Origin of the sequence: Methanoregula boonei 6A8 (assembly GCF_000017625.1) — an archaeon.
Classification (GTDB): Archaea; Halobacteriota; Methanomicrobia; order Methanomicrobiales; family Methanospirillaceae; genus Methanoregula; species Methanoregula boonei.
This window is the reverse complement of sequence record NC_009712.1, coordinates 1872099-1888511: the sequence shown is the minus strand read 5'-3', so window position 1 is coordinate 1888511 and position 16413 is coordinate 1872099. Positions and strand designations below refer to the sequence as shown.

Here is a 16413-nt window from a genome sequence, read left to right as displayed (position 1 = left end):
TAGTAAATATATTGATTCTATATATGTAAGGATAAGTTCCGGACGAAGGTAATCAGTGATCTGGTAAGGTGGAAGATATCCGCGACCGGCAAAGAACCTGCGTTGTGGGTATTTACCTCTTCACGGTCCTGAAACGATGATGCCGCAAAAACAGGTATCCCTGTGATTGTCGGGTTACTGCCTGTATTTCATCCCGGACTTTTACCAACGGGCAAAAAAGAGGAGAGGATTAGACCTATGACTGCCGCACGGATCCTGATTGTGGAGGATGAAAGGATCGTTGCCGAGGACCTCCGCCTGACTCTTCTCCAGCTGGGATATGAAGTGACGGGCAGCGTTGCTTCCGGGGAAGAAGCCATCCCTCTTGCGAAGGAGCGTTCCCCTGATCTTATCCTGATGGATATTTTTCTTGCAGGGAAAATGGATGGCATCACTGCTACCGGGGAAATCCGGAAGTTTTCTGCAGTACCGGTGATCTACCTGACAGCTTTTGCCGATACGACCATCATGGACAAGGCAAAGATCACGGAGCCTTATGGGTATATCCTCAAACCTTACCAGGAACGGGAACTCCACACGATCATCGAGATTGCCCTGTACAAATACCGTCTCGACCGGCAGCTCCGGGAGAGCGAGGAGCGGTACCGACGCATCGTGGAGACTGCTAACGAGGGGATATGGTGCATTGATACCACGGGTCGGACGCTCTTTACCAACCAGCGGATGGCCGCACTGCTTGGCTGTTCTGTTGATGACCTTGTCGGCCGCAATGTATCAGAGTTCATCGTTCCCGATGACCTGGCAGCATATACCCGCGAATGGACGGAGCGCCACTTGGGAAAACGGGGAAACTATGAGCTGCGGTTGCGTCACCGAAACGGGTCAGTACGGTGGATGCACCTCTCATCAACTCCACTCTATGATGAAAAGGGTGCTTTCTCCGGATCGTTCTCCATGCTTGCAGACATCACCGATCGTGTGATTGCAGAAGAAAATCTTAGGCAGATTAACGAAGAACTGGAAGAACGGGTCTGCAAACGAACCGCGGATCTCGATCACCAGGTGCATTTCCTCCAGCAGCTCATCGATACGATCCCAAGCCCGGTATATTACAAGGATAGTAATTTCAGGTACCTTGGGTGCAACAGGACCTTTGAAAGTTATCTGGGCCTTTCACGGGATGCCATCATTGGAAAGACCACAAATGATATTGCGCCTCAGGATCTGGCGGCACTGACCGCGCTCAAGGACCAGTACCTGATCAGTCACCAGGGTATTCAGGTCTACCAGATCAAATTCCCTCACCAGGATGCATCGGTCCGTGATATCATCGTTAAAAAAGCCACATTCAATGACAGCAGCGGCAGGACTCTGGGCATCATCGGAGTCTGGATGGATATCAGCGACCGTGTCCGGGCCGAAGAGGCACTCACGGAGAGTGAAAAGCGGTTCCGGGCAGTGGTCCAGGACCAGTCAGAATTGATCTACCGGTTCCGGGTGGACCGGCGGATCCTCTTTGCCAACAAGGCGTTTCTCGACTACTTTGCCCTTGATGAGAATAAAACGGTGGGATATATCTTCCGTCTCCCCATACATCCGGATGACCAGCAGTCAGTTAATGACCATTTTGCATCGCTGGTGCCGGAACACCCGGTCGGTCTCATCGAATATCGGTGCACACGGGGTGACGGTTCTGTTGCCTGGCAGCAATGGAGCAACCGCGCCTTTTTCGATGGAGCCGGGAACGTGACCGAGTACCAGTCTGTGGGCAGGGATATTACCCGGAAAAAAGAGATTGAGGAGCAGCAGCGCAGGGCCTTCCAGCAGATCGAGCAGAACCTCCAGCAGTTTGCAACCCTTAACGATCACATCCGAAACCCTCTTGCTGTTATCGTCATGCTGGCCGGGCTCAAAGAGGATGAGAACTCCCGGAAGATCATTGAAAAATCCCGTGAGATCGATCAGATTCTCGGGCGGATGCACGCAGGGTACCTTGATTCTGAAAAAGTGAGAATGTTTTTGCGAAAGCACTACGGTATCGAAGGGTAAGTGTGGATTTTTGGGTTTTTTGGATCATCAGTTATTCTTTTGTAAAATCCGCCGGATCGATCTCGCTTACCAGGATGAAGATGCTCTTATGATCGTCTTTTTCTTCCCGGACCAGCCCGGTCCGGAACACCCCGGTCCTCCGTTTTCCGCTCCTTGTGGAAAACGTTGCAACCGGCGCAAGATAATCGAGGGCCTCAAGAGCAAGGAGTCTCTGGATGGTTTCGTCCCCCGCATCCCCCCGGTGAGAGGGAGCAAGATTCATGAGATCAAAAAAGTTCATCCCTTTCATCTCCTCCGTCTTGTACCCGGTCAACACCTCTGCAGCAGGGTTGGTGGAAAGGATCCGGTTTTTGAGATCGATCACAAAACCGGCATCTTTTACCTTGGTCATGAACAGCTCGAGGTTTTCCCGTGAGGTTCCTGCGCGGTCATGGAGGCGGTGCTTGTAGATGGCAAATTCGATATTCGAGTACAGCTCTCTCTGGTTGACCGGTTTTACCAGGTAACTGTGCGACCGTGTTTTGATGGCGCGGGCTACCGTCTCGTCATCGGCATAGGCTGTGAGGTAAATAATCGGTACATCGGAAAACTCGTTAATCTTCTCGGCAGTCTGGATACCGTCAGACGATCCCTTGATATGGATGTCCATGAGGATAACATCGGGTTGCCGGTCCCGGGTGAGTGAAATGGCCTCGTCCCCGGTGATGGCGGTGCCGATAATCGTATATCCCATTTTTGTCAGGATGGACTGGAGCGAGAGGGCAACGACCCCTTCGTCCTCCACGATAAGGATTTTTTTCTGCTGCATGTTCCACGGATCCCTTCTCTTCTGTGATCTGGCAAGGTACAGTTACGTCCGGAAATAGGGGATTAATACATACCACTCCCGCGGTTTCCGGTTCAGTTCCCTTGAGTAACCGTTGTACGCGATTTATATAAAACTATATAATGCCGGGGCTCTGATGAAAGGATTGGTAAATCACGGATACGCTGGATAACAAGCGCAAAAACACTGCCCAGGAAGTGAATCCTCATGCCAGAAATCAGGAAGTCCCGGTTTGTCATCATCCTGCTGGCGGCCCTCCTGTCCATTGCCAGTATCCTTATTACGATCTTTTCTCTCAGGAACGGCCTTGTTGATGTATACCCCTACCTGTACCTCGTCCCTGTTATCCTTGTTGCCTATGCGTGGCCGAGGATGGGAATTTATTTTACCATTGTTCTTGGGTGGCTGTATCTGGGCACCGTGTACATGTATGGCGCGCTCGACCTGCACCTTCTTGCTTCCAGTAGTATCTGGTTCTATATCTTTGTCTCGCTGGGTGTCCTGATCTCTGCGTACACAAACGAGCTGGCAAAGCAGCGTACATTCAGGGACATCTTCATGAGTTCCCAGTCCGGGATCTTCACTTTTGATCTTGAGACTCTGAGAATCCAGCAGCACAACATCCGGCTCAATAATCTCCTGGGGTACGATGAGCGGGAGCTGGACGATAAAAAACTCTCTGATATATGGGAATCCCCCGGGGAGATGAATGCACTCATCTCCCGGATCCGGTCGGGCAGCGCGGTAAATGATGCAGAAACCGTGTTTGCAAAAAAGGATGGCAGCCGGGTCTGGTGCCAGATTACGATGTCCTGTAGTACTGAGAACCTTGTTACCACTTCGGTTGCAGATATCAGTGAGCGCAAAAAGGTGTGTGACCAGCTCCGTGAAACCGAGCTTCAGTACCAGATGCTCTTTGACCGGGCCGGCGATGCCATTGTCATCCATGACAGGAGCGGCCTGATCCTGGCAGCAAACCGGATTGCCTGCCAGCGCTCGGGCTATTCCGCAGAAGAGCTTAAAACGATGCACTTTACGGATCTCGATCTTGCGTCATGCGCCGAAAAAACGCGTATATCCCTGCGGGAACTTGAACACAAAGGTTTCCTGATTTACGAAACAATTCACCACTACCGGTCCGGAACGAAAATCCCTACTGAGATCAGCAGCAGCCTTATCGAATTCCGAGGCCGCCCTGCGGTTATCAGTATTATCCGGGATATCTCGGAGCGAAAACGGGCCGAAGCCCAGATCCGCGAACGCGAACAGCGCTTCCGGAAGACCGGCGAGCTCATTCCCTATGGCGTCTGGATTGCCGATGCAGCCGGCCAGTTTACCTACTGCTCGGATTCCTTCCTGGCACTTCTTGACATGAAACTTGAGGAATGCGCACACTTTGGCTGGATGAAACGTCTCTCGCCGGAAGATGCGGAGCGCACGAAAAACGACTGGATTGAGACTGTGCGGACCGGCGGGTTCTGGGACTACGAGTACCGCCTCTTTGATAAGGCCGGGGGAGAGCACTTCGTTTTGAGCCGCGGTTCGCCTTTACGGGATGGTACAGGAACGATCCTCTCCTTTGTGGGCATCCACCTGGATATCACGGACAGGCGACGGTACGAGAACCAGCTCGAAGAATCTCTCCGGGAAAAAGAGGTCATTATCAAGGAAGTCCATCACCGGGTCAAGAATAACATGCAGGTGATCTCGGGGTTTTTGCAACTCCAGTCCAATTATATCAGTGACCCGGAATCGGCCGAGAAGCTCAACGAGTGCCAGCGCCGCGTGCGCTCCATGGCACTGGTTCACGAGAAACTTTACCAGTCGCGGCACCTCGGGTTCATCAATGTTGCAGAGTATATCAAGTCCCTGGTGTCAGAACTTCAGGAAGCTTACGTGGTCCAGGCCGATATCCGGTTTGAGGTGAATGTCGAGAATGTCAATATCAACCTGGATACTGCAATTCCCTGCGGCCTTATCATCAACGAGCTGCTGACCAATTCCCTGAAGTATGCCTTCAAGGGGAGAGCTTCAGGGACTGTGAAGATCTCCCTGAACCTTTCCCCGGACCACCGGTTCACTCTTAAGGCAGGTGATGATGGGACCGGTCTCCCGGCGAATTTCGATCTCCACAGCACAGCCACGCTCGGGATGCAGCTGGTCCAGGTACTGGTGCGCCAGCTCGGCGGGGAGATTGCCATCGTCTCCCAACAAGGGACAAGTTTTGTGATCACATTCCCGGAAAAATTCTAAATTATAGTGCCCGGTAATGTCCCGGGCTAGGGAGGCATTCAGCTGTGGTACCTTGCAGAAAAACGGGGGGGGGATCTCGTCATCAGGATGCCCGTTCTCACCCCGCATTGGGGCCCCGGGTTGCCGATCCCCGGATTTTTTTCCGGATTTGCCGGTTGTAATTCCGGGGGTGCAGATTCTCGTTTATTTCGGGCCGTATTCGCAATCCAGCCCCCTTTCGTGACCCTGCTGGACTCATTTAGCATCCCATTTTTGGGGCCCGTACAAAGGCCGCTAATTTGCACGGTCTGTTTTTGATTAAAACAGGTTATTTTTAAAAAGAACGATTTAAACGAAAAATCATGGAATGAGTTGGCACCATCTCTCCGGGAACGTCCCTGTCCCGGGAAGGGTACTGGAGTGCCTCCGTCGGAGAAAGATTTGCAGGAAACTATAAGTCCCGCCCACCCCTGAACAGGATCCTGCCCTTATTTCCGGCATCAGGCCGGGACCAAACTTCTTTTCTCATCCGCAATCCATGACCGGGACCCGGGCGGCCGGAGAATCTTGTCCCGGCTTTTCGTTATTCTGATCGAAAAAATGGTTTTATACATGACATAATGTCGCGTACTCTTTCCGGACATGTTTATTGCACTTGATGAAAAGATCCAAAGAATGTGCACTCATCAGCCAAGCGTCAGGAGGCAGCCTCACCTGCACTGGGAATAATGCTGATGCTTGCGATAACCCTTATCCTTGCTGTCCTCGTCCTGCTGATGTTCCGCCTGCCGTACCTTTATGATCCTTCTGTTCCTGCGATCTTCAAGATTACAAATATAAAACACGACCAGAATGGCATTAGAAATTTTGACAGTTATATGGTGGTCATGAACACCGGGACAACAAGTTACCGTAACAGCAATCTCTATGCTGAGATCTACCGGAACGGAGAAAAACTGGACTGCCGGATAGAGACCCTGAACGGGCACGATTTTATTCCGACCCACCATTATAAGATCCAGACGATGGGCGGGCCGGGATCGCAGGGGTTTTTCTGGAACCCTGTTGAAATGATTTTTGTTGATTTCCGTGACGGGACGTTCCATCCGGGCGATCAGGTTACCTTTGAAGTGTATGACAACACCACGCGCCAGTTACTTTCGCGTCACACGTACACGGCATAACTTCTGGCAAAAAAGAAAACCGGGCATTGCCGGTTTTTACTCATCGAGTTTTTTGAATACGCCTTTCTTGATCTTGCGGATCTTGCAGATCGGGCAGATCCAGGTGTCGGGCAGTTTCTCAAAGGGGATCCCCGGAGGGACATCCTGTGTTTTATCCCCTTTCTCTGGATCATAGATGTAATGGCATTCGAGACATACCCAGCGGGAAAGTTTTTCTGTCTGTTGTGTCATTCATGTACCTCGGATATTTCTTTTCTATTTATCATCCTTGCCAGATATGAACTCTCCTGACGAGGCCAGGGAATCCGCTGCATCGCCTCCCGTACCTGTATCCGCCCGCCGGGTAAATTCGTGGACCGCCCGGGCTGATATCCGTGCAACGCGGAGGGGCTCGGGGATCTTTCCTTCGCTGGTAAAAGCCGAACAGAGCTGAGCGGCCTCGCAAAAACCTATGCCCCAGCTGCGAATGAACACCATCTGCCCGTTTGGGTGTGTATGTGGTATCCTTTCCCCAAGGCTCCGGTAGGCGTCCCGCCGCTTGGTATCCCCGGGAAAATGATGACGGATGTCTCCTTCCAGACCAAAGGATTCCTCGTAGGACACGCAGATGACCGGCAGCCCCGTGCATTCCTGTACGCGCCGGGGATCGATAATGTTGAAAAAAGCGATCACGCAGCCCGAAAGGAAGATCGCGTTGATATCCCGGCGATCAAGTGCCCGGATGAGGGTAAGAACGCCCTCCGTTGCATCCATTCCGCCGACGGTGACTTGGGAGAATGCCGTTCCATCAATGACAAGATCCCGGCGCATCACGATCCCGGCAAGGATCGAGTGCTCCCGCCCGGAATAACTATCAGCGATACCGAGCACCCGCAGGCCCTTTTTCTGGAGGTGCATAGAAGCACTTATGATACCGCGGTAAAAATAGTATACCAATGAAATTTAACAAAGATGAGGTCTGCATCCTTATCCCCACGCTGAATGAGAGCTTAACCATCGGTCCGGTGATTAAGGATTTTAAAAGCCTTGGCTTTAACCGCATCCTTGTCATCGATGGTAAAAGCACGGACAATACCGTTAAGAATGCGCGGGAGGCCGGGGCAGTAGTCCGTACCCAGTCCGGCAAGGGCAAGGGCAACGCTATCATTGAGGCATTCGAGATCATCGAAGAGCCCTATATCCTGATGGTTGATGGTGACGGGACGTACTCGGCCAAGGACGCGGAAAAGATGCTTACTCCGCTCTTTTTGGGATTCGATCAGGTGATCGGAGACCGGCTTATCAATGCAGAGGAAGGGTCGTTCTCACATCTCAACCTCTTTGGCAACCACATGCTTAATCTCTTTTTCAAGCTTGCCCACAGCCGTGACCTCCACGATATTCTTTCCGGCTACCGGGCCTTTACCAAGCTCTCCATCCAGCAGATGAACTTAAAGGAGACCGGCTTTGAGATTGAGACCGAGATGTCTGTTGAGGCGGTCAGAAACGGCCAGCGGATCATGGTTGTACCGATCCGGTACTCCCGCCGCCCGGGAACGCCGACAAAACTCTCCCCGTTCCACGATGGGATCCGGATCGTGACCACCATCTACCGGCTTGCCCGGGTCAACAACCCGATGTTTTATTTCGGCATTATGGGGCTGTCTATTTCTGTCCTGGGGCTGCTCACCGGGGTATATGTGCTGCTGGAATGGTTTCGTAATATCCAGCATATCCCTCTCACCATCCTCACGGTGCTCCTGATCGTAGTAGGGATCGAGATCTTCATGTTCGGGATGATCTCTGATATGCTGCTTGTCTTCCACCGGGAGATTATCCGGGAGATCCAGCTGAACCAGCAACCCCGGCAGCCAAAGTGATCCCATTCGTTATTCTATTTTCCCCACCTTTTTCAGGGCGGCTCTCATTTTTTAAAAACAGCAGGACTCTTTTAGCCACCTTATACGTGAAGAGAAAGGGTACCCCCACCTTTTATTATGATGGGCCACCCCGACTCCCAAAAAAACGGTCATCCCCTCCCCCCAATATGATGCTCCGAAAAAAAAATAGACGGACCGATAAAATTCAAAACTGGTCGGGATGACCTCTTTTGCTCCAGTATCAAAACCAGCACTTCCCTTGGAACTTCAGGAGAGACGGGGTGGTCGGTCCGATCGTACACAAAATCGATCGGTCCGGCTAATTTCAGAAATGATCGGGGCAACTCTTAACGCACGCGGATCAGGGGTAGCCCCCCAACCCCCATGAGGTTCAAAAAAAAAAATGATAAGACCAATCGATCATGGAGATTGATTGTCCCAACCCCTGGTTAACAAGGGAGAGGACCGGATAAAAAAATGTCCGGCCACGCTGCTTAAGTGTCTGGAAAAAATCCGGTTATCCGCCAGGTTCAGAGAAACATCTTCCTGAACGCGATTACCCGGCAGGCATGTTCAGCAAGGGAAGTGAGCTGGAATGCCTCGTCCAGAGTTGCGCCACCCGCAAATGTCCCGTGCCCCCGGGCAATGACCAGTTTATGGTGCAGCATTGCGGCCGTCACCGCGTCAGCAAGACCCTGCGTCCCGGGATCGCCTGAGGTCACCGGGATGAGTGGACAGAACATGATCCCTTCGCTGTCCAGCGGCCGGATTTCGTCTGCCTCAAGCGAGGCGGCAACAGCATAGGGAGGATGGGCATGGACAATTGCTTTGTATGCAGTTTTTCTGTACACTGCGAGGTGAACGCGGTACTCGCTTGAGGCATCTTTTGGGACCTCCCCATGGAATGGAACAAATGCCGGATCCCCGGGATCATCAAGATAGGTCCCGGTTCGTTTGACAAAAAATCCTTTCTCCCCGTCCCGCACACTGATATTCCCGAAGTTCCCGCCGACAAGGTGTTCTGCAAACAGCCGTTTTCCTATCCGTTCAAAGCCGTAATCCTGCATCCTTCGCACCTCTTTTTTGTACACCAGCCTTTGGCGTATTCAACGATATGGGCATGGGTCTGGCGATAGACATACTGATCTTTTTCAAGTACGCTCTCAAAAAGATCTTTGAGGCCACAACGCGGAGCGGCGATGCCCGCGCAGCGGGATATCCGGTCCGTATAGGCATCGATCACAAAACTCGCCCGGCCAAACCCATAACAGAGAATGCTGTCCGCAGTCTCCTCGCCAATCCCGTTCACACCCAGGAGCCCTGCGCGGAGCACTTCGGTGGGCATTGTCTCCATGGCCTCCACACCCCCACAGGGTCCGGTGGCATATGCCGCAAGAGCCTTGAGCCGGCGCGTTTTCATCCGGTAAAATCCCGTGCACCGGATCGCGGCTTCGATCCTGTCAGGTTCAGCTGCAACAATGGCTGCCAAGGTGCAGAGATCCTTTTCCCTGAGCAGCCGGAGTGCCTGTTCCACGTTCTCCCACCAGGTCTGCTGGGTCAGGATAGCCCCGATCATAACCTCGTCGGTATCCCCGGGCCACCACGGGATTTCGCCGAATATGGCCGCAAGGATACTCGCGATCTCTCCTGCCTTTTTTGCGTTCTTAACGGAACTGGATGCCGACATCATGCATCCTGTTGTACCGTGCTATATTGAGCACCAGCGGCGTGAGCGATTCGATCAGCGGCGCGACAGAGAGCGGCCCGGCATTAAACGCCTGGAGATCTGAGATCCGGTTCACCATTGCCATCACCTGGTGTTTGGCATCCTCATCATCCCCGCAGACCGGCACCGAGTATGCCAGTTCCTCCTCAATGGCCTTCCACCGGTTTGCCGCAATGGTATTGAATGCGCAGCAGAGCCGCACCTCTTTTGGCAGGAGTTTTTTGATCAGCAGTGCCGCCGATCCCTCCGGTGGGGGGACAAAGACGAAATGGTCATGTTTCTCCATTGGGTTGACCGGGCTTATTACGATCTTGTCCTCAAACCCGTGAAGTGTTGAAAGGGTCGGTACAACATGCTTAAACGGGACTGCAAGGATAACAATATCTGCCTTGTCTACGGCGTCCTGGTTGGAGACGCCATGGAGAGTGCATTCCTGGCCCCGGTGTTTCAGCATCTCGCGCGTGGCAGTACAACTGGCTTCGGCTTTATCCTGCTCCCGCGAACCGACAACAATGTCAAAGACCGGGGAGAGACGCATGGCCATGCCCTCTCCGATATCCCCGGTCCCGCCGACAATGCCAATCTTCACTTATCCCACCAGCGGCCGGAGCAGTTTTTCAAGCGTTGCTGCATCGGTTACGCCTTCCAGTGTCTGGACAATCTTCCCGTCCTTTTCGATGATCAGGGTGGGTACCACGCGGATACCATATTTCTCAGCAAGCTCCATGTTCTCGTCGACATCCACTTTTTTTATCTCCACTGCGTCGCCCAGTGTCTTTGCCAGTTCCTCGATAATGGGTGTCTGCATTTTGCAGGGGCCGCACCACGTGGCAAAAAAGTCATACAGAACAGGTTTTGTCATAGCATCATACCCGCTAGAGTAGTGGGTAAAAAAAAAGATAAATCTATGGTATTGTTATTCGGAGAGGATCTCCATGATGATCCTGCCGTAAGCCGGCCGGGTCACCACGACGCCCACGATGACGCCCATGATAGTGATGATGGCAAATCCCTTGAGCGTGGAGAGATCCATAAGTGCGAGCGGCAGCATCGCGATAATCACCGTGGCCGCCGCGATCATGATAATGGTGAGCGCCCGGGCCAGTCTTTTTAAGTATACATTGGGGGAGGGAACCAACCCTTCGTGGAGGATCTCATCGGTAATAACGACCAGCTGGTCGATACCGGTCCCGAGCACTGCAATGAGACCGGCGATTGTCGGCAGGTCCATCTGGAACTTGATCACGCTGATGAACCCCAGCAGGATCACGATCTCTGATGCATTGATCAGCACCATGGGCAGCACGATCCTCGGCTCGCGGTACCGGTAGAAGATCACAAATGCGACCATGATCAGCGCAAGGATACCCGCGAGCAGGCACATCTCCATGTAGTGCTGGCCAAGCGACGCAGAAGTCGAACCTGACCCGGCAACTGAGACATCGACCGGCAGTGCCCCGGCCCGAAGCTGGATTTCAAGGTCGGTTGCCTGCTGCTCACCGGATGTACCGGAGCCGGTAGATGCGAAGAGCTGGGTAGTGGGTTCAGACACGAGCGATGCTGCCAGCTGCTGGGAAAGCGGGGCCGAGTACACGGTCTGGTTGTCGAGCAGCATGGTGAGCTTGTGGTTGCTTGGGTCGGTGGTGGCACCGTACTTGATCGCCGCGTTCTGGAATGTGGCTGCGCCGTCTGAGCTTAAGGTAAAGCCAACCCCCCAGTCGCCGCTGCCCGCCGGCTGCTGGCTGGGTGACTGGACACTGGTTATTGAATCTCCAAAGAGGACATGCTCGGACTGGTTTCCTGTAGTCTGGATACGGATCTCGAACTTGCCCTGCTTGCCCACGATCTGCTGGGCCTGGTTCATGTCAACGCCGGCCATCTCCACGCGCACGTACCGGGCCACGTTGTTCATCCCGGTGAGAGTATTGACCTTTGCATCTTTGGTGCCCATCGCATTGATCTTCTGCTCGAGGATCTGTTTTACCAGGTCTGCTGTACTCGAGGAGATGCCGGGCTGGTACGAGACAATGGTCCCTCCTTCAGCGGCAAAATACGGTGCAAGTTCGTCCTGCGTGTAGGATTTCCGGATCTCGACATGGTTTGCATCGACCAGAACCACATCCGTGTCAAGACTTTTTGAGAGGTTGGTCACGAACGTATCGACTGGCTCCGTTGTGGTAAAACCTACCACTTCAGCCTTGAATTCAAGCTGGAGCCAGGCTCCCTGCTGGAGATCGAGGCCATACTGGAGATTGGTGGTGAGGTTGCCATTACTGTCGAAGTGCGGGTAGATGGCGATGATCGCGAGGACGAGAAGGGTAATGAGAACCAAAACCCGCCAGTCCCTGAACATGTCCTTGATCCGTTCCGGCTTCATTTCCCGCCTCCCTTCTGAACATACCATTTCAGGATACCGACATTCGTAAGCCAGGTGTTGAGGATATCAAAGAAAAGGCCCATAAGGAGAACTGCCGATATTTCCTCTACCACTTCGACCTGCCCGGCCCAGGATACTATCAGCAGCACCGTTACCGCCGCAATCGTGGTTGAGGTCATAATGATACCGGTATGGAATGCACCGGCAAGCTTGTCGTTGAGTTTGCCCTGACGTTTGAGTACCCTTGTTGTGAGCAGGATATCACTGTCCACAGAATAACCGATCAGCATCAGGAGCGCCGCAACCGTCCCAAGCGTGAGCTGGATGCCCAGCACGTTCATCATCGCAGCGGTCATGACCATGTCCGCAAATGCGGAGAGGACTACTGCGACAGAGGGGATAAAGGTCCTAAACGAGACAAAGACCACAATTGCCATCCCGATAAAGGCAATAATTAAGGCAATAAATGCCTGGTCCTGCAGAGTCTTCCCGAACGATTCCCCGATCTGGTTGATCTGTGCATCGGGGTATTTGCTTTCCACAAGGGCCGTCAGACTCTGGTACTGCGTATCACTCATTGGCCCGAACGTGATGAATTTACCATTGTTGAGACCCTGGCTGATGCTCACAAGGGGGTACCCGGTAAACGTCGCCTGAATCTGATCCGTGGTATCCGGCGTGATAACGGATATGGCAGTCCCGCCGGAGAAATCGATCCCCGGCCTGACCGGCATTCCCGCCGTGAGCGTGACATATGCAAGCACCACAAGCGATATGGCCAGCAGCACCAGCGGGATTATCACCAGTTGCTTTGGTGAATATTTCTCGATGTTATAATGAAATAACCCCATGCTGTATTCATCTGCTCATGAACGATAAATAAGTACCAGATACGCGATGACGATTCCCCGCCTCCGCAGAGTCTGCCTGTACAGCAAATGCGGCAGATGGCTGCGCGATAATTTCGCAGAATATTCCTGTCACCTGCAGGAATGGCGGGATTTCCAATCGGGGTTTGTAAAAAGGAAAAAAACAAAAAATATATATGGAAAAGGCCGTGATACTAACGCATGAGATCTCAGTTTGAGATCGAACGGATCATCGAGGGGAGGCTTAAGTCCTATCTTCACCGGGATAAGACCGGCATCCGGCGGGAAGTGCTCCGACTCTTCTTACGATTCCGGCAGACCACCATCGCTGACATCCTTGAAGACCTTAAAGGACAGTTCAGCGTATCGTTCCATACGATTGCATCGATGGTCGGGATTATTGCCTCCCGGATCGGCATCCTGAAAGTGAGCAGGAATTCCGGCGGGGTCACGACCTACGAGCTCAGGGAGAAGTACGCGGCGATGGTCGTACGGCTTGCCGGTGCATGAGTGTATCCATTCTAACCATAACCGTTTTTTACCAACGAGGGAAATAGTACCGGCATAATGCCAGGTTATTCTCCTGATTCTTCCGGTGTTTCCCGGATTGCCATTGCACCCGATGTTATCCGGTACATCGAAAAGAGGGACTGCGATTTTAGGATCTGCACATCCTGCGGTGGGCCGGTTCTCCTTCCTGTGCGCATAAAACCTCCCAAAAAGAGCGATATCCTGATCCAGGCTGCACGCCATACGATCTACATTTCCATCCACCAGGCGCGTTTTCTCGATGAGATCCGGGCCGATATGATCCCATTCTTCGAAGAATGTCCGGAAGGGTTTGAGGGAGAATGAGCTACGAAGAGCTCTCTCATACGGCCGATGTGAAAATCCGGGCCCGTGCGCCCACCCGGGAAGGGCTTTTTGAGGAAGCATTTCGGGCGCTGATGCAGGTGATGTACGGGGAGGACCGGATCGGCAATGTAACAAGGACTATCGACCTCTGCGCGGATGACCCACAATCACTTCTCTGTGATTTCCTGTCCGAGGTGCTCTATGTTTCCGAAGTGGACGGGTTGGTTTTCCGGGATGCCCGCGTCCGGCTTGACGGGACGCGGCTCCATGCAGTTCTCGAAGGCGAACCGTTCGATCGGGCGCGGCACGCGATGGGTACTGAGGTAAAAGGGATCTCGTACTCGGGCATGTCGATTGTTCAGGATGCCAAAGGATATATGCTGGACATCTTATTTGATGTATGACGGGGAAAAAATGCCTGACGGTATAATACGGGTTGGTACGGACGAATGGGAGATTCCGGTCGGATATGTTCCTGGAATGCGGGTGCCGGGGCGATTTTTCCTTTCGGAGGCCCTTGCGGGACTTCTCGAACCGGGTGCGTTGCAGCAGCTGGCAAACGTTGCCACGCTGCCTGGTATCGTGCGGTACTCGCTTGGCATGCCGGACCTCCACTGGGGTTACGGGTTTCCCATAGGGGGAGTAGGGGCGTTCTCGCTCGATGAGGGTGTTATCTCTCCGGGTGGGGTGGGCTTTGATATCAACTGCGGGGTCCGGCTTTTTACAACCCCGCTTGTGAGAGCGGATATAAAAAAGCCCCGCGAACTCATTGAGTCTCTGTACCGTGCGGTACCTACCGGCGTAGGCGCAAAAAGCACTGCAAAGATCCCAAAGGAAGCACTCTTATCAATGATGGTAAAAGGGGCACGCTGGGCTGTGGAGACGGGATATGGGACCACGCGGGATCTCACCCGGTGCGAAGAGGGCGGCGCGATGAATGATGCCGATATCCGGGCAGTCTCGGAAAAAGCCCGGGCCCGGGGGATCCCCCAGGGAGGGACGCTCGGTTCGGGAAACCATTTCCTTGAACTCCAGGAAGTAAGCGAGATATATGATGAGAAAGCAGCGGCAGCCTTTGGCGTAAAAATGGGGCAGGTCTGCTGCATGATACACTGCGGCTCCCGGGGACTCGGTCACCAGGTCTGTACTGATCATCTTAAGGTGCTGGAAACCGCCACAAAAAGATACAACATCGCTCTTCCCGACCGCCAGCTGGCCTGCGCCCCGGCCGGGTCACCTGAAGGGCAAGCCTATTATGGTGCCATGGCTGCCGCGGCGAACTATGCCTGGGCAAACCGCCAGATGATCCTTCATGCGGCCCGCAAGGAATTTGTCCGGATGTTTGGCATGGATTACGAGAGCATGCCCCTCGTATATGATGTTGCCCACAATGTGGCAAAGATCGAGGAACACACCGTGGAAGGGCGCCGTGCCCGGCTTCTTGTGCACCGAAAGGGTGCCACCCGATCGTTCGGGCCCGGTGCTCCCGATCTCCCGGGAGATCTTGCGGCAATAGGCCAGCCGGTTATCATCCCCGGGAGCATGGGAACCTCCTCGTACGTCCTTGCAGGGACAGCAACGGCAATGGAACGGACGTTCGGGAGTACCTGTCATGGGTCGGGCCGGATCATGAGCCGGTCGCAGGCAAAAAAGAAGCTGACCGGAAAAGAGGTGGCAGACGCACTCCTTGCCCGTGGAATCATTGTCCGTGCACCCAACGAAGCAGCGATTGCCGATGAAGCGCCGGATGTGTACAAGCCCAGCAGCGAGGTTGTACAGGTAGTTCACGACGCCGGCCTCTCTACGCTTGTGGCCCGGCTCACCCCCCTTGGGGTGATCAAGGGTTGAGCTGCCGGGCGGGCTTTGTCTGGGAGACACCCCAGCCGTTTATCCGTTATATTGAGGAATGTGGTGTTCCCTGCGAACTGGTCACCCCGTATATGCTCGCTGCTCCGTACTTTCGCGGGTCATTTTCCTGCCTGATCATTCCTACCGGCTTTGCAAACCCGGCCTACTGCCGGCTGCTCCCGGCGCTCCGGTCATCATCGGGCCGGATCCAGAGGTTCGTGGAAAATGGTGGCAACCTCCTCGTCTATGGTGCCGCAATCGATCGGCCCGGAGTTTATGACTGGCTGCCATTTCCGGTCGAGTACCGGCATGAATTCTCTTCCCGGTCCGTGAACTGCAGTGGATCGGACCTTGGAGGATCCCTCGTGGAGGATTACGATCCTTCCTGTATCGAATGCGATGGATCATTTCCCTTACATGGGGGTACCACTGCGGGCATCTCCGGGGATGCCTCGCTCATCATAGAAAAAAATCTTGGGAAAGGAACCGTGATCGTGACAAGTGTACACGAGTACCCGTCCCGTGCCTTTGTGAAAAACTTCTGTTGTAGCGGCATCCAAACCTTATTTTAGAAAGAACATTACCAGA

At 53.5% G+C, this 16413-nt stretch carries 18 protein-coding genes; 9 read left to right on the top strand and 9 right to left on the bottom strand.

Going from position 1 to position 16413, the window contains the following annotated elements; genetic code table 11:
* Positions 1–237 precede the first annotated feature (237 nt).
* The gene (locus MBOO_RS13170; RefSeq protein WP_012107375.1) at positions 238–2049 is read left to right on the top strand and encodes a PAS domain S-box protein; all 1812 of its coding nucleotides are present in this window, start codon (positions 238–240) and stop codon (positions 2047–2049) included.
* Between the two features lie 31 nt (positions 2050–2080).
* On the opposite strand, the gene MBOO_RS09405 is transcribed toward MBOO_RS13170, so the two are convergent.
* Positions 2081–2857, bottom strand: a complete 777-nt coding sequence (locus MBOO_RS09405) for a response regulator (protein WP_012107374.1) — start codon at positions 2855–2857, stop codon at positions 2081–2083.
* Between the two features lie 225 nt (positions 2858–3082).
* Between MBOO_RS09405 and MBOO_RS09400 the strand changes: the two genes are divergently transcribed.
* Both MBOO_RS09400 and MBOO_RS09395 read left to right on the top strand, forming a co-directional pair.
* Positions 3083–5128, top strand: a complete 2046-nt coding sequence (locus tag MBOO_RS09400; protein WP_012107373.1) for a PAS domain S-box protein — start codon at positions 3083–3085, stop codon at positions 5126–5128.
* A gap of 656 nt (positions 5129–5784) precedes the next feature.
* Positions 5785–6291 carry a type IV pilin N-terminal domain-containing protein gene (locus tag MBOO_RS09395; protein ID WP_157677656.1) on the top strand — a complete coding sequence of 169 codons (507 nt, stop codon included), beginning with the start codon at positions 5785–5787 and terminating at the stop codon, positions 6289–6291.
* A gap of 36 nt (positions 6292–6327) precedes the next feature.
* Here the strand turns inward: MBOO_RS09395 and MBOO_RS09390 are convergent, their stop codons facing one another.
* Positions 6328–6522 (bottom strand): rubredoxin, encoded by a 195-nt coding sequence (locus MBOO_RS09390; protein ID WP_012107371.1) that lies wholly within the window; start codon positions 6520–6522, stop codon positions 6328–6330.
* A 24-nt stretch (positions 6523–6546) separates the two neighbouring features.
* Positions 6547–7188, bottom strand: coding sequence for an endonuclease dU (locus MBOO_RS09385; protein WP_012107370.1), 642 nt, complete (start codon positions 7186–7188; stop codon positions 6547–6549).
* 38 nt (positions 7189–7226) lie between these two features.
* On the opposite strand from MBOO_RS09385, the gene aglJ reads away from it, so the two are divergent.
* On the top strand, positions 7227–8150 hold the full coding sequence (aglJ, locus tag MBOO_RS09380) for an S-layer glycoprotein N-glycosyltransferase AglJ (RefSeq protein WP_012107368.1): 924 nt from the start codon (positions 7227–7229) through the stop codon (positions 8148–8150).
* A gap of 530 nt (positions 8151–8680) precedes the next feature.
* On the opposite strand, the gene MBOO_RS09375 is transcribed toward aglJ, so the two are convergent.
* The 6 genes from MBOO_RS09375 to MBOO_RS09350 are packed head-to-tail and all read right to left on the bottom strand — an operon-like array spanning position 8681 to position 13104.
* Positions 8681–9217, bottom strand: a complete 537-nt coding sequence (locus MBOO_RS09375) for an aldolase (RefSeq protein WP_012107367.1) — start codon at positions 9215–9217, stop codon at positions 8681–8683.
* A complete protein-coding gene (locus MBOO_RS09370) occupies positions 9190–9840 on the bottom strand; it encodes an endonuclease III domain-containing protein (protein ID WP_232385596.1) in 651 nt (216 codons plus the stop codon). The genes MBOO_RS09375 and MBOO_RS09370 overlap by 28 nt, the downstream gene beginning before the upstream one ends.
* Positions 9815–10465, bottom strand: a complete 651-nt coding sequence (gene npdG, locus MBOO_RS09365) for an NADPH-dependent F420 reductase (RefSeq protein ID WP_012107364.1) — start codon at positions 10463–10465, stop codon at positions 9815–9817. The genes MBOO_RS09370 and npdG overlap by 26 nt, the downstream gene beginning before the upstream one ends.
* Positions 10466–10738, bottom strand: a complete 273-nt coding sequence (trxA, locus tag MBOO_RS09360; protein ID WP_012107363.1) for a thioredoxin — start codon at positions 10736–10738, stop codon at positions 10466–10468. It lies immediately after the preceding gene.
* A 54-nt stretch (positions 10739–10792) separates the two neighbouring features.
* Positions 10793–12253, bottom strand: a complete 1461-nt coding sequence (locus MBOO_RS09355; RefSeq protein ID WP_012107362.1) for a preprotein translocase subunit SecD — start codon at positions 12251–12253, stop codon at positions 10793–10795.
* Positions 12250–13104 carry a protein translocase subunit SecF gene (locus MBOO_RS09350; RefSeq protein ID WP_012107361.1) on the bottom strand — a complete coding sequence of 285 codons (855 nt, stop codon included), beginning with the start codon at positions 13102–13104 and terminating at the stop codon, positions 12250–12252. Before MBOO_RS09350 ends, MBOO_RS09355 begins: the two co-directional genes overlap by 4 nt.
* Positions 13105–13323: 219 nt before the next feature.
* Between MBOO_RS09350 and MBOO_RS09345 the strand changes: the two genes are divergently transcribed.
* The 5 genes from MBOO_RS09345 to MBOO_RS09325 are packed head-to-tail and all read left to right on the top strand — an operon-like array spanning position 13324 to position 16397.
* A complete protein-coding gene (locus tag MBOO_RS09345; RefSeq protein ID WP_012107360.1) occupies positions 13324–13632 on the top strand; it encodes a DUF2551 domain-containing protein in 309 nt (102 codons plus the stop codon).
* 57 nt (positions 13633–13689) lie between these two features.
* A complete protein-coding gene (locus MBOO_RS09340) occupies positions 13690–13977 on the top strand; it encodes a hypothetical protein (RefSeq protein WP_012107359.1) in 288 nt (95 codons plus the stop codon).
* Positions 13974–14381: an archease gene (locus MBOO_RS09335; RefSeq protein WP_012107358.1), complete on the top strand. Its 408-nt coding sequence runs from the start codon at positions 13974–13976 to the stop codon at positions 14379–14381. Before MBOO_RS09340 ends, MBOO_RS09335 begins: the two co-directional genes overlap by 4 nt.
* 10 nt (positions 14382–14391) lie before the next feature.
* Positions 14392–15825, top strand: coding sequence for an RtcB family protein (locus tag MBOO_RS09330; protein WP_012107357.1), 1434 nt, complete (start codon positions 14392–14394; stop codon positions 15823–15825).
* Positions 15822–16397 carry a hypothetical protein gene (locus MBOO_RS09325; protein WP_012107356.1) on the top strand — a complete coding sequence of 192 codons (576 nt, stop codon included), beginning with the start codon at positions 15822–15824 and terminating at the stop codon, positions 16395–16397. Before MBOO_RS09330 ends, MBOO_RS09325 begins: the two co-directional genes overlap by 4 nt.
* The last annotated feature ends 16 nt before the right edge of the window (positions 16398–16413 follow it).

Coding starts and splice junctions, on each gene's coding strand:
- MBOO_RS09390 (WP_012107371.1), bottom strand. CDS start 6,522: ATGACACAACAGACAGAAAAACTTTCCCGCTGGGTATGTCTCGAATGC.
- MBOO_RS09370 (WP_232385596.1), bottom strand. CDS start 9,840: ATGATGTCGGCATCCAGTTCCGTTAAGAACGCAAAAAAGGCAGGAGAG.
- MBOO_RS09400 (WP_012107373.1), top strand. CDS start 3,083: ATGCCAGAAATCAGGAAGTCCCGGTTTGTCATCATCCTGCTGGCGGCC.
- aglJ (WP_012107368.1), top strand. CDS start 7,227: ATGAAATTTAACAAAGATGAGGTCTGCATCCTTATCCCCACGCTGAAT.
- MBOO_RS09330 (WP_012107357.1), top strand. CDS start 14,392: ATGCCTGACGGTATAATACGGGTTGGTACGGACGAATGGGAGATTCCG.
- MBOO_RS09345 (WP_012107360.1), top strand. CDS start 13,324: ATGAGATCTCAGTTTGAGATCGAACGGATCATCGAGGGGAGGCTTAAG.
- trxA (WP_012107363.1), bottom strand. CDS start 10,738: ATGACAAAACCTGTTCTGTATGACTTTTTTGCCACGTGGTGCGGCCCC.
- MBOO_RS09350 (WP_012107361.1), bottom strand. CDS start 13,104: ATGGGGTTATTTCATTATAACATCGAGAAATATTCACCAAAGCAACTG.
- MBOO_RS09385 (WP_012107370.1), bottom strand. CDS start 7,188: ATGCACCTCCAGAAAAAGGGCCTGCGGGTGCTCGGTATCGCTGATAGT.
- MBOO_RS09340 (WP_012107359.1), top strand. CDS start 13,690: ATGCCAGGTTATTCTCCTGATTCTTCCGGTGTTTCCCGGATTGCCATT.
- MBOO_RS09355 (WP_012107362.1), bottom strand. CDS start 12,253: ATGAAGCCGGAACGGATCAAGGACATGTTCAGGGACTGGCGGGTTTTG.
- MBOO_RS09335 (WP_012107358.1), top strand. CDS start 13,974: ATGAGCTACGAAGAGCTCTCTCATACGGCCGATGTGAAAATCCGGGCC.
- MBOO_RS13170 (WP_012107375.1), top strand. CDS start 238: ATGACTGCCGCACGGATCCTGATTGTGGAGGATGAAAGGATCGTTGCC.
- MBOO_RS09405 (WP_012107374.1), bottom strand. CDS start 2,857: ATGCAGCAGAAAAAAATCCTTATCGTGGAGGACGAAGGGGTCGTTGCC.
- MBOO_RS09375 (WP_012107367.1), bottom strand. CDS start 9,217: ATGCAGGATTACGGCTTTGAACGGATAGGAAAACGGCTGTTTGCAGAA.